Source organism: Frankia nepalensis, assembly GCF_016786325.1.
Lineage (GTDB): Bacteria > Actinomycetota > Actinomycetes > Frankiales > Frankiaceae > Pseudofrankia > Pseudofrankia nepalensis.
Genome location: NZ_JADWYU010000393.1, coordinates 1 through 12,289 on the forward strand (window position 1 = coordinate 1; position 12,289 = coordinate 12,289).

Consider the following 12,289-nt stretch of genomic DNA (forward strand, 5'->3'; position numbering starts at 1 on the left):
CCCCCCACGGCGGAGCGCCGATGGGCGCGCTAGCGACCTTGAGGCGACCGCCCTAAGCGGAGCTGCGGCGGGCGCGGCGGCCGGCGAGCTCGTCGCCCGGGTGGGTCTCGGATGGCTGGCCTGGGCGCTCGCAGGGCAGCGAGGCCAGCTGGCCGCGCATGTCCTGCACGGCCCGGCCGACGGCGATCGCGAACACGCCCTGTCCGCCGCGCACCAGGTCGATGACCTGGTCGTCGGAGGTGCATTCGTAGACCGTCGACCCGTCGCTGATGAGCGTCAGTTCGGCGAGGTCGTCGACGCCGCGGGAGCGGACGTGCTCCGCGGCGGAACGAATGTTCTGCAGCGACACCCCCGCCTCGAGCAGTTTGCGCACGACCCGCAGCACGAGGATGTCGCGGAAGGAGTAGAGCCGCTGGCTGCCGGACCCGGACGCGCCGCGCACGCTGGGCACCACCAGCCCGGTCCTCGCCCAGTAGTCGAGCTGGCGGTAGGTGATGCCGGCGGCCGCGCAGGCCGTCGGGCCGCGGTAGCCGACGTCGTCGCCGGGCGGCCCGGGCAGCTCGTCGGGGAAGAGCTCACCCTGCTCGATCATCGCCGTCCCGTTTCCGGTCGCCACGCCCCCGACCTTTCGTCTCACCAGTGATGACAAAGGCGGAAATGCCCCGGGCGCGGTGTGGGAACATGCCGCGCCTCCTCTGTGGCCTGGAGCCCCAGGCGGACGTTGGCCTCCATCGACGCCCCCGGGTGGACCCGGACGCGCTCCCCTGTGACCTGGCCTCCCCCCGTGGCATGGCCACCGAACCCGGCCGAAGGCCGGTCCCTCGACCGGGCGCACGGCAGACGCGAGCTCCTAGGCGGACTCCCCGACCGTAGGAGCGCCGCGCCGTCGCTTCAACGATCCAGTTCGGCGTGTCTCCCGCCCAGCCGACAAAGCTCGTCTAACGGACGGATGCGCCCCAAACACCCACCAAGCAGCTCGCAAACCCACCGCAATCGGTACCCAACGGCTTCAGGGCCCGCCAAGCTTCCGTCAACCGTTTTTTCAGCCTACGCCAGCACTCCCCGGCGCACGGCGAAATGCCATCAGATCACCCGGGGCGGCGCGATCGGCAAGCCGGCGGCCCCAGCCGCGCGGCCCCGGAAAACGCGGCGGGCCGGTGAGGCCAACCTGGGTTGGCGTCTCACCGGCCCGCCGCGTACCGCCCGGGCTGGCTACGAGCCCGGGGTGTTGAAGTCCTCGGGAGAGATCGTGTCGAGGAACTCGCGGAACTTCTCGAGCTCGTTCTCCTGCTCCTGTTCCTGCTCCTCCGGGACGGTGATGCCCGCCTCGGCCAGCACCGCCTCGACGCCGTAGACCGGCGCGCCCATCCGCATCGCCAACGCGATCGCGTCCGACGGACGAGCGGAGACCTCGACACCGTTGGCGAACCGCAGGGTGGCGAAGAACACACCGTCCTGCAGGTCGGTGATGGTCACCTGGGTGAGCTCGGTCTGCAGGGCTCGAAGCACGTCACGCATGAGGTCGTGGGTCATCGGGCGGGCGGTGGTTATCCCCTCCTGCGCGAAGGCGATCGCCGTGGCCTCGACCGCGCCGATCCAGATCGGCAGGTACCGCTCCCCCCCGACCTCCTTGAGCAGGACGATCGGCTGCTTCGAGGGAAGCTCGACTCGCACTCCGACGATGTCCAGCCGATGCACCGATCTACCTCCTCGCGCGGGTGGCCCGGGGAGATCCCCGCCGACAGCCCGCCTCTGCCCTGGACAGCCACCCAGCGCCCAGTACTCCCTAGCGCCCAGCACTCTCACGAGCCCACCACGTCGGGCCCGCAAAAGCCCACTCTGGAGACAGTATCTCCGCCGCGCCCCGCCCGTCAGCGCGCCCGACCGTTCGGCCGGCCCCAGTTGCCGAAACGGGAGGGTGGGCACCGGAGGATCACCGGGGCGGGTGTCACGGGCCCGGCGGCCGCCGGGAGCGCCGCCGCGGGGGACCGTCCGCTTCCGCCCCTACCGGCCGGAGCCGAGACGGGTCCGCAGCAGGGCGGCGTGCAGGCGCACCAGGAGCAGGGCCAGCTCGTCGACGGAGTCGCGGGGCAGGCTGGTGTCCCCGTCGCCGCCTCGCGGGGCGCGCAGCGGGGCGACGGCGGCCTCGATGAGCCCGGCCTCCCGGTCGGCCGCCGCCCGGGCGGCGCGCAGGTGCCGGGCCTCGATGCCGTGCGCGGTGAGCAGGCCGACGGTCCGGGCCACCACGAGCGCGTCCGCGTCGTAGTAGCCGCCCCCGGACACCGCGCGCAGCAGGCCGTGGCGCTCCAGCTCGGCGAGCGCCTCGTCGTCGAGCCCGCTGGCGGCGAGCAGCTCGCGGCGCGACATCCGCACCCGCTCGGCCCCGAGCAGCACGTCCAGGCCGGTGGCCGGCGGGCTCGAGGGCACCGCCCGCGGCCCGGGCGGCGCCGCCGCGGGCAGCTCGCCGCGATCCACCGCCGCCAGCTCGTCCTTGATCACCCGCAGTGGGAGATACCGCTCCCGCTGGGCGTGCAGGACGTAGGCGAGCCGGGCGACATCAGCCGCCGAGTACTTGCGGTAGTTCGCGCTCGTCCTGGCCGGCTCGACGAGGCCCTCCGCCTCCAGATAACGGATCTTGGAGAGGGTGATGTCCGGGTAGTCGACACGCAGGCGGTCGAGCACCTCGCCGATGTTGAGGACCTTCGCGGTCAGCCGGGCGTCGGCCTCGGCGTCGGCGGACGGGTGCCCGACCCGCCGGGTGGGCCGGGCCACACGGGACTGACCGGAACCGAGGGCGGCCGGCGCCGCGGCCGCCGCGGCGGCGGACAGCCGGGAGCTCACCGCGGCCTCACCGACGTCACAACGGACCACCCCCCGGGTAGGGGGCACCGGTCAGGAACACCAGCCTGAACTTGCCGATCTGCACCTCGTCCCCGCTGGTGAGGTCCGCGGCGTCGATGCGCTCCCGGTTCAGGTAGGTGCCGTTGAGGCTGCCGACGTCGCGCACCGTGAAGCCCTTGGTGTAGGGCGAGCGCAGGAACTCGGCGTGCCGGCGGGAGACCGTGACGTCGTCGAGGAAGATGTCGCTCTCCGGATGCCGCCCGGCGGTGGTCAGGTCCGCGTCGAGCAGGAAGCGGCTGCCCGCGTTCGGGCCTCGCTTGACCACCAGGAGCGCCGACCCCGGCGGGAGCGCGTCCACCGCCGCGACCGCGTCCCGCTCGGTCGACTCGTCGACGTGGTCGCCTTCGATCCGATGCAGGGCCGCGGTCGTCAGGTTCAGCGCCGAGGTCTGGTCTGGTCGCTCGGGCGCGACCGGCTCGCCGGGGCGTACGAGGGGTGACCCACACCGCGCGCAGTACAGCGCGTCGGGTGGGTTGTGCTGTCCGCACCTCGTGCAGAACACGGTCGCGTCCGCCTCCTGCCGACGCCCGCGGGCGCGGGCCACCGGCCGCTCGGGCCACCGACCTGGTGGCGAGAACGTTGATTTCCCAATCCGAGGGGGCCGTCGAACCACGCCGCCCACCCCCAGAACACGTCGTCAAGCGCGGCCTGGACCAGGGTCACCGGACCACTGGTCGACGAGCACCGTCGCCGTCTACCGATGATGCACACCGAGGCTAGTGCATCAGGGGCAGGCTCGTGAAAAGGGTGCGACAACAGTTCTCGGCGTGGCGTCACGCGCTTCCACCTCGGAGTGGCCGCGGATCGCCACCGCAAGGAGCACGATGGTCACGCTCGGCGACCGAAGGTGGCCACCAAGGGGGCCCAGGCGGCCACGGACCGGCGCCGGCGGGACCTTCGGCCACCCGCCGAGAGGTCCCGCCGGCGCCGACTGTCGGCATACTGACAGTCGGGAGAGCGGATCAGTGGCCCTGGACGTGCTCCTGGTATCCGCCGGCGTCGAGCAGGTCGTCCAGCGCCGCCGGGTCGGACACCGCGACCTCGATCAGCCAGCCCTCCCCGTACGGGTCCGCGTTGACCAGTTCGGGTGAGCTGTCGAGCGCGTCGTTGCGGGCGACCACCTCGCCGGAGGCCGGCGCGTAGACGTCCGAGACGCTCTTGGTCGACTCCACCTCGCCGAACGGCTCACCGGCCTTCACCTGCGCCCCGACCTCGGGCAGCGACACGTACACGATGTCGCCGAGCGCCTCCTGGGCGTACGACGTGATGCCGATACGCACCGTCGTGCCATCCACTCGGGCCCACTCGTGCTCACGCGAGTACTTCAGGTCCTCCGGGTACACCGACTCGCCTTCCATGGGCCAACCGCCTCCAGCCTGTTCCCCGGCGCGGCCCGCCGGCCGCGCCGCGTCGTCGTCACTCACCTAGTCGCGCTTGCCCGCGCCGCCGCGCGCCCACCCGGGGACGCCGACGGCCTGCCCAGCCGATCGACCCGGCCGGGTTGGCTCGTGGCGGCGGGAGTGGCGGCGCACGTCCCGGACCGTGGGGCCACGCCCCACATGGGCCCGGTGACGCCCGCCGTGGCACTCTCGGTTGGCACCGTACCGAGCAGCGAGACGGCCGGCCGCATCGCCTCCGTCGTGGACGTCCGCCACCGATCCGGCCGACGCCCACCAGGACGTGGCCCGCGCTCGCGGGCCCGCGCGGGCGGCGGCCAGGCACGCGAGGGCCACGACGGCGCCGCGGGCCTGGGCGGCCCGACGTGGGCCGGCCGCGTCAGGAGCGCGTGGCCGTGCCCGGCCCGGTCAGCGGCGGCCGCCGAAGGAGTCGCGGTGGTCGGCCTCGACGACGCCGGCCCAGCGGCGCAGGAGCAGGCGGGCCTCGTCGCGGTCGGTGGCCTCGGCCCACAGGTGGGTGACGGCCTCGGCCGGGTCGGGCAGCACCAGCACCCAGGCGCCGTCCGGGCGGACCACCCGCACCCCGTCGGTGGTGTCGATGACGTCGCCGCCGGCGGCGTCGACGTGTTCGACGACCCGGCGCATCACCGTGCCCTTCGCGGCCCACGGCGTCGGCACCGACCGGCGCACCACCGCCACCGGTGGGATCCGGGCGTCGATCGCGGACAGCGTCAGCCGGGTCCTGGCGACCAGCGCGAGCAGCCGGACGAACGCGGCCAGCCCGTCGAGGGCGGCGCCGAACTCGGGGACGACGAACCCACCGCGCCCGTCGGCGGCGAACACGACCAGCGGGTCGCGCGACACGCGGGGCAGGTCGGCCGCGGACAGCGACGTGCGGCGCACCGTCAGGCCGTGGAACCGGGTGACCTGGTCGGCGACGAGCGTGGTCGTCACCGGAACGGCCACGACCGCCCCCCGGTTCTCGGCCGCGACCAGGTCGAGGAAGACCAGCAACGCCCGGTCGTCGTCGATGAGGTCGCCCCGCTCGTCGACGATCGTGATCCGCTCCCCCGCCTGGTCGAAGCGGACCCCGAACGCCGCCCGGGAGCTGGCCACCAGCTCGCCGAGGCGGGCCACCGCCGCGCGGCGCTGCGCCTCGGAATGGGTGGTGACGGTGTTGTCGAGCCGGCCGTTGACGGTGAGCACGTCGACGCCGAGCCGGCCGAGCAGGGTCGGGAGCACCAGCGACGCGGCGCCGCCGGACGGGTCGACGACCACCTTGAGGTCGGCCTCGGCCACGCCGGACGTGTCGATCCGGTCGAGCAGGTCCTGGGTGTAGCGGTCGGCGGTGCGCGCCGGCAGCCGCAGGTCACCGATCTCGCCAGGGAAGGCGCGGCGGAACTCCTGGCGGGAGAAGACCCGGTCGAGCTTGCGCGCCGCGGCGGGCGACAGGTCGTGGCCGTCGGCGTCGAGGAACACGATGTCGATGCGTTCCGGGTCGCCGTCGGTGGTGCGCAGCATGATCCCGCCGGCGGCGTCGGAGGTGCGCACGTCGAACCGGGCGACCGGCATCGGCGCGACCTCCAGGTCGCGGACGTCGATCGCGCCCGTGGTCAGCGCGCTGATCACCGCTCGCTTGAGCGCGCGGGCGGCGCGCGAGCCGTCGCGGACGGTGGTGACCGTCGCGCCCTTGGGCAGGGTGGTCGCGTAGGCGGCGGCGAGCCGGACGGCGAGCTCCGGGGTGATCTCGGCGTTGACCAGGCCGGACACGCCGCGCGGACCGAACAGCGAGCGCTGCCCGCGCGACTCCCAGATGACCGAGGTGTTGACGACCGCGCCGGCCTCGATCGTCTTGTACGGGTAGACCCGCACGTCGTGGGAGACGAACGCCTCCTCCTCGACGACGCAGGCCTCGGCGACGACGGCGCCCTCCTCGACCCGGGCGGCGCGGCGCACGTCGGTGCCCTTGCCGATCACGCAGCCGCGCAGGTTGGTGCGCGGGCCGATCAGCGCGTTGTCGCCGACGACCGCCCGGTGCAGGAAGGCACCCTGCTTGACGACGACGTTGCTGCCGAGCACGGTGAACTCGCGCAGCTCGGCGCCGGCCTCGACCTTGGTGTAGTCCCCGACGACCAGCGGACCCTTGAGGACCGCGTCCGGGTGCACGTCGGTGTCCTGGCCGACCCACACCCCCGGCGACACCTCGAACCCGCCGATCTCGACGTCGACCTGCTGGTTGAGCACGTCGGCCTGGACCCGCAGGAAGTTCGCGATCGTGCCGACGTCCTCCCAGTAGCCGGACACGACGTGCCCGTAGACCGGCGCGCCGGCGGCGACGAGACGGGGGAACACGTCGGCGGACCAGTCGACCGGCTCGCCGGTGGGGACGTGGTCGAAGACCTCCGGCTCCATCACGTAGATGCCGGTGTTGACGGTGTCGGAGAACACCTGCCCCCAGGTCGGTTTCTCCAGGAACCGGGAGATCCGGCCGTCCTCGCCGGCGATGACGATGCCGAACTCCAGTGGGTCGGGCACCGATTTGAGGGCGACCGTCACCAGGGCGCCGTTCTTGCGGTGCTCGGCGACCAGTTCGGACAGGTCGATGTCGGTGAGCGCGTCGCCGCTGATGACCAGGAACTGCTCGTCGCGCAGCGCCGACTCGGCGTTCTTCACGCTGCCGGCGGTGCCCAGCGGCGTCGCCTCGGTCGCGTACGACAGGTGCATGCCGAGCTCGTCGCCGTCGCCGAAGTAGGTACGCACCATCGCGGCGAGGAACTGGACCGTCACGACGGTCTCGTCGAACCCGTGCCGCTTGAGCAGCCGCAGCACGTGCTCCATGATCGGTCGGTTGACGACCGGGAGCAGCGGCTTGGGCGCGTTCGCGGTGAGCGGCCGCAGCCGGGTGCCCTCCCCGCCGGCCATGACGACGGCCCTCACCGGCCGCCTCCGGCGGTCGCGGGGCGGCGCCGGGCACGGCGCCCGCGGGCGATGCCGGCGACCTGGAACGTGTAGAGCAGGCCGGCCCACCAGTACAGCGCGGTGCCCCAGAGGGCGAACGCCCAGCCGACCGGGCGCACGGCGGTCGCCAGCCACCCGTCGCCGCCGGCGAGCAGCAGCAGCGGGAAGGCGTAGAGCAGGTTGAAGGTGGCCGCCTTGCCCAGGTAGTGCACCGGCAGCGCGGTGCCGAGCCCCAGGCGGCGCATCGGGATCAGCAGCAGGGTGATGAACACGTCCCGGCCGACGACGAGGGCCGCCAGCCACCAGGGGATGATCCCCCTGATGGTGAGCGCCGCGATCGTGGCGAGGATGTAGAGCCGGTCCGCGGCCGGGTCGAGCAGGGCGCCGAGCCGGCTGGTCTGGTTGAGCGCCCGGGCGAGCCGGCCGTCGAGGTAGTCGCTGACCCCGGCGAAGACGAGCACGGCGAGCGCGAACCCGTCGGCGCGCGGTCCGAGCGCGAGCCACAGGAACAGCGGTACGCCGAGCAGGCGCAGCGCCGAGAGCAAATTGGGTACGGTGAGGACCCGTTCGGAGGCGGTCGCCGGGTCGACAGGCGCCGGGTCGCCGGTCGCCGGAGCGTTGGGCACGGGATCGCTGGGAGCCGGGTCACTGGGCGCCGGGCCAACGGGTGGAGGCGCTGCGCCAGTCATGCGGTCTCCCCTCCCCCTCGCCAGCGGTCTGCGCCAACACTACGGGCACAAGGAGACGCGCGGATGTCCGTGCCGGGTCGACCGGACACGGGCGCGGCCGCGGGGTCGCCGGCCAGCGCCGACGCCTCCTCACCGGCACGACGCTAGCGGATGGCCGCGATGACCGGCCCGACGGAGTCCGCGCCGGTCGGCACCCGCCCGCTCGCGGTGCCCGCGGGCATCGGCGACCACCAGCGCCGCCGGCCGCGAGACCGACCACGTCACCGAACAGGATGAGGACCGAGCACCACCATGTACACCGACCCCGAAACCAGGCCAGTCGGGCGCGGGGCGTCCGACGACGAGCCGCGAGCGGCGCGCTCAGCGCGCCTTGGAGCGGCCGTCACATGATCCGGCCGACGAGGTAGGACGAGCTGTAGATCGGGCGCAGGGACACGACACCACCGGTCTGCGGGGCGGCCCACATGTAGCCGTTCCCGGCGTAGATGCCGACGTGGTAGATGCCGCCCGGCTTGCCGTAGAAGATGAGGTCGCCCGGCTGCTTGCCCGCCTGCGAGACCTTCGTGGAGACGCGGTACTGCTGCTCGGCGGTGCGCGGCAGGCTGCGGCCCAGCTGCTTGAAGACGTACTGGACCAGGCCGGAGCAGTCGAACGAGTACGGGCCCGCCGCGCCGTAGACGTACGGCTTGCCCTTCTGCAGCGAGGCCAGGTAGACGGCCTTCTCGCCGATGGTGCTGCCGGGCACGACCGTGGGGATCCCGCTGTCGAGGTAGCCCTGGTTCGTCCGGCGCTGCTGGATGGTGATGGTGGCCGCGTCGGCGACCGAGGGGCGCAGCGTGCTCCCGCCATCGAAGACCGCGGTGATCGTGGTGGTGCTCAGCAGCCGCGCGGTGATGCTCGCGTTGCCCTGGTCATCGGTGGTGAGCGTCGTGGTGGCGGTCCACTTCGGCCCGTCGACGACGACGATCTTGACTTGCTGGTGCGCCAGCGGGGCGCCACCCATCGCCTCGGTGGCCTTCACGGTCAGCACGACCGGGGCGTTCGGCTCGACGGTCGTCTTGTCGGCGGCGAGTGTCAGGTCGGTGAAGACCGGGTCCGGGTTGGACACCGCGGCGGCGAGGCCGCCGCCACCGGCCGAGCCGCCCGAGGCGGCGGCACCTGACCCGCCGGAACCGTCGCCGGCCAGCGCGGCGCCGAGGGTGTTGGCCTCGTAGGTCGTCGTCTGCGGGCTTGCGGGGTCGACGGTCGTCGGCGCGTCGGAGCTGGAGGGAACCGTGGCGGCGAACGCGGCGGTCGAGACGGCGAGCGTGCCGGTCGTGAACGCGGCGATGGTGCTGACCCGGCGCGGCTGGTTGCCGGACCGCCGGCGGGCCCCGTCCGGGGCGCCCTCCGTGCGATGCCGGCCGCGGACAAGCTCGTCCCAGTCGTCCGGGAGCCAGGCCATGCCACGACGGGACAACGCGCGTCCTTCCCTGACGCCTGCGAGGTCAGCTGTCGGGTTCGGACAGCCTCACCGCCGCCCGGCCGCCCTTAGGCGGCTTCACCCCGAGGACCCGGCCGGACTAACGGCCTCGTCCAGAGGAACCTGTGGGTCCCCCGCTCCTGCCCGGCATGTCGGAGGGAGCGTCAGGCCAAGGGCAGGACTCGGCGTTTCGGCCCGACGCATTGTTGCCTTAGGTGAAGAATGTTGCATTGCTGACCTTAGTGGATGGCATAGCGGGGCCTCCAACCACCGTAAACACAACAGTTGGACACCTTCCCGGGGTTTCGGGCGCATGTCGACGAGGTTCCGCTCGGGCACCCCGAGCAGGGGCGACAAGTACGGGGCACCAGTGGACCGCCCCGCCGATCGGTACCCGCGCGAAGGAAGTTGACTTCTCGTTGTGGGCACGGAGAGGAATCTCCAGTCGCACCCGCGCCAGGCGTGGCGCGCCAGGGACTTTGGTCCCTAGAACGCGTAGGGACCAAAGTCCTTACGGGCGAAATTCCAGGAGGTCCGGGGGCTCTCCGGGCGGCCACGCGACATTGCTTGGTCAAGCGTGCGCCATCGGGTGCCGGGCACACGCCGACCATCGCGCATCACGCGGGTATGGGCCTCGGCGCGGTCGCGGAGGCGGGCGCCGGCACGGATGCCGGAGGCGGGGCCGCGGGCGCGGCGGGCGCCGGCGTCGGGCCCGCCGTGCCGCCGCCCGCGGGCGGCGGCACGGACGCGGATGCCGACGCGGGCGCTGGCACCGACGCGGACGCCGGCACCATCCCTGGCGCCGGCACGGACGCGGACGCGGGCGCGGGCGCTGGCGCTGGCACGGACACGGACGCTGACGCGGGCGCCGGCACGGACGCTGGCACTGGCACTGGCACGGACGCTGGCGCCGGCGGCGGAGGGCTCACGGCGTGCCCATAGACGACGAGATTGTCCAGATAGTGGTTGGTCCGCTCGTCGAAGCCGCCGTCACAGGTGATGAGGCGGATCTCCGGGCGGGTGACGGGGCCATAGACCCGTTCGGCCGGGAACGCCGCCTTCGACACTGTCTCAAGCCGGTCGACGACGAACGCGGCCGTTGTCCCGGACCCGCCGACCACCTCGATCTGGTCGCCGGGCAGCAGGTTGCGCAGCCGGTAGAAGACCGCCGGGCCCTTCTTCGAGTCGTAGTGGCCCACCAGCACAGCCGGACCGACGGCCCCTGGCGCGACCCCCTGCTGGTACCAGCCCACGTCCCCCCACTTCGTCGGCACGTCGATCGCCCCTTGCGGGGTCAGCCCCAGGCCGACGACCGGCGCGTCCACCGCGATCGCCGCGATCCGCAGCCGGACGGGGTCGGGCACGACGGGCGGCGGGACCGCGAGGGCCGCCGCCGTGGAGGGCTCGGCCACGGAGGGCGTCGCCGCGACCGTCGGCGGCGGCAGTGCCCGGCCGGCGGGCACGTCGTCGGGCGAGAGCGCGGGCGCCGCGAGCCGAAACCCGCTGCCGACGACGAGCACCGCGCCGGCGAGCAGGAGCGGCCCGCCGAACCGGTGCCGGGACCGGCCCCGACCGGGGGCGGGGGCGCCGGGGACACCCGGCGCGGCCGGTCCCAGGGGCTCGAGTTCTTCGAGCCGGTGGCGCTCGTAGCGGCCCGCCTGGGCGCGCCGGTTCGGGGCCCGGCGGTCATGGTCGTCTGCGCGGGCGCGCCCGCCGCGGCTCCCCCCGGTGGCGTGGGGGAAGACGCCGCCGGGCCCGCCAGAGCCACGGCCGGGCCGGGTCCGGCCGGGCCGTGGCTCTGATTCTGGCTCGCGTCGCCCGCGCATCTCCCCCACCGGATCCCTCCCGTGGCCGGCCTGCCCCGACGCGGCGATGCTAAGGCGCCCGCGGTCGTTCTCCCGGTTGACGACGCCGTATCCGGCGCCAGCCCGTGAAATCTATTCGCGCGGCCGGCGAAAACGGACGAGAAGAACACGGAAGACCAACCGGGGCAACGCCGTGGCCTCGAATTTTGGAGAATAGCCGCCGAGGGTTCGCGAACGGCCCGGGAAGAATCGGCCGGGAACGCCGGACACCGCGCCGCCGTGGGCAATCCACCGTCAGTGGCCCACAACCGCCCGCGCTCTTCCGCCCGTGGCTCACGTGGGTTCACCACGCCCATGCGGGCTGCCCCGGATCCGGCCATGGAGTGGCTATGTTGTCGCTCGCAGTTATGTGACAGTCACAGTCTGTGAGAGAGGGGACCTCATGAAGGGCCTGGGACGTAGCGCAGCCCTGCTGGGATTGTCCGGCGCGGCGAGCCTCATCCTCACCCTCGGACCTGGCCTCGGTGTCGCCCACGCCCTGGAGGGCGACAAGGGCGACCAGAGGGATAACGGCATTCTCGACGACAAGGGCGACAAGGACGGCGGCCTGTTCGACGACAAGGAGTGCAGGGACCGGGACAAGGACAAGGACGGCTGGTTCGACGACAAGGACGATAAGGACAGGGACAAGGACGACGACTGGTTCGACGGCGGCATCCTTGACGACAAGGACAAGGACAGGGACTGCCCGGTCGGCGTCGGTGTTGGCGTCGGCGTCGGCGTCGTGGGTGGCGGGGTCGGTGGCGGCGGCGTCGCCGCGGGTGGCGGCGGCATGTCCGCCGGCGATGTCCCGCTCGCCCCGCTGGCTGGTGTCGGTCTGGGCGCCCTTCTGCTGACCGCGGGCGTCGCGAGCCGCCGCCGCGGCCAGGGCGCCAGCTGACGCCGTCGGCCTGACCGACGGCGACCGACGGCGCGGCGGGGGGCCCCCCCCCCCCCCCCCCACGGCGCGGATCACCTCGTCGACGGTGCGCCCGGACAGCTCGCTGACCGCGGTGGCCTGCACCGTCAGGTCGTCCG

The 12,289-nt window shown here is 73.4% G+C and carries 10 protein-coding genes and 1 riboswitch; of the genes, 1 reads left to right on the forward strand and 9 read right to left on the reverse strand.

Annotation, left to right across the window (positions count from 1 at the left end; genetic code table 11):
- Positions 1 to 52: 52 nt before the first annotated feature.
- From I6A81_RS42560 to I6A81_RS42600, 9 genes are all read right to left on the reverse strand, one after another.
- Complete coding sequence (locus I6A81_RS42560) at positions 53 to 592, reverse strand: MerR family transcriptional regulator (protein ID WP_203006255.1); 540 nt, start codon at positions 590 to 592, stop codon at positions 53 to 55.
- Positions 593 to 1,212: 620 nt separating this feature from the next.
- The gene (locus tag I6A81_RS42565) at positions 1,213 to 1,698 is read right to left on the reverse strand and encodes a bifunctional nuclease family protein (protein ID WP_203006251.1); all 486 of its coding nucleotides are present in this window, start codon (positions 1,696 to 1,698) and stop codon (positions 1,213 to 1,215) included.
- Between the two features lie 306 nt (positions 1,699 to 2,004).
- Positions 2,005 to 2,841, reverse strand: coding sequence for a transcriptional regulator FtsR (gene ftsR / locus I6A81_RS42570; protein ID WP_203006250.1), 837 nt, complete (start codon positions 2,839 to 2,841; stop codon positions 2,005 to 2,007).
- A gap of 16 nt (positions 2,842 to 2,857) precedes the next feature.
- Positions 2,858 to 3,403, reverse strand: a complete 546-nt coding sequence (locus I6A81_RS42575) for an FHA domain-containing protein (RefSeq protein WP_203006249.1) — start codon at positions 3,401 to 3,403, stop codon at positions 2,858 to 2,860.
- Positions 3,404 to 3,863: 460 nt separating this feature from the next.
- Positions 3,864 to 4,259 carry a glycine cleavage system protein GcvH gene (gene gcvH, locus I6A81_RS42580; RefSeq protein WP_203006248.1) on the reverse strand — a complete coding sequence of 132 codons (396 nt, stop codon included), beginning with the start codon at positions 4,257 to 4,259 and terminating at the stop codon, positions 3,864 to 3,866.
- 447 nt (positions 4,260 to 4,706) lie between these two features.
- Positions 4,707 to 7,220: a sugar phosphate nucleotidyltransferase gene (locus tag I6A81_RS42585; RefSeq protein WP_238430513.1), complete on the reverse strand. Its 2,514-nt coding sequence runs from the start codon at positions 7,218 to 7,220 to the stop codon at positions 4,707 to 4,709.
- Between the two features lie 11 nt (positions 7,221 to 7,231).
- Complete coding sequence (locus tag I6A81_RS42590) at positions 7,232 to 7,882, reverse strand: CDP-alcohol phosphatidyltransferase family protein (protein WP_307875264.1); 651 nt, start codon at positions 7,880 to 7,882, stop codon at positions 7,232 to 7,234.
- Positions 7,883 to 8,327: 445 nt separating this feature from the next.
- A complete protein-coding gene (locus I6A81_RS42595) occupies positions 8,328 to 9,389 on the reverse strand; it encodes a C40 family peptidase (RefSeq protein WP_203006245.1) in 1,062 nt (353 codons plus the stop codon).
- A gap of 18 nt (positions 9,390 to 9,407) precedes the next feature.
- Positions 9,408 to 9,581: riboswitch (cyclic di-AMP (ydaO/yuaA leader) on the reverse strand.
- 443 nt (positions 9,582 to 10,024) lie between these two features.
- Positions 10,025 to 11,233, reverse strand: a complete 1,209-nt coding sequence (locus tag I6A81_RS42600) for a class F sortase (RefSeq protein WP_203010538.1) — start codon at positions 11,231 to 11,233, stop codon at positions 10,025 to 10,027.
- Positions 11,234 to 11,654: 421 nt separating this feature from the next.
- Here I6A81_RS42600 and I6A81_RS42605 point away from each other — a divergent pair, with 421 nt between their 5' ends.
- Positions 11,655 to 12,152, forward strand: coding sequence for a hypothetical protein (locus I6A81_RS42605; protein WP_203008570.1), 498 nt, complete (start codon positions 11,655 to 11,657; stop codon positions 12,150 to 12,152).
- Positions 12,153 to 12,289 lie beyond the last annotated feature (137 nt).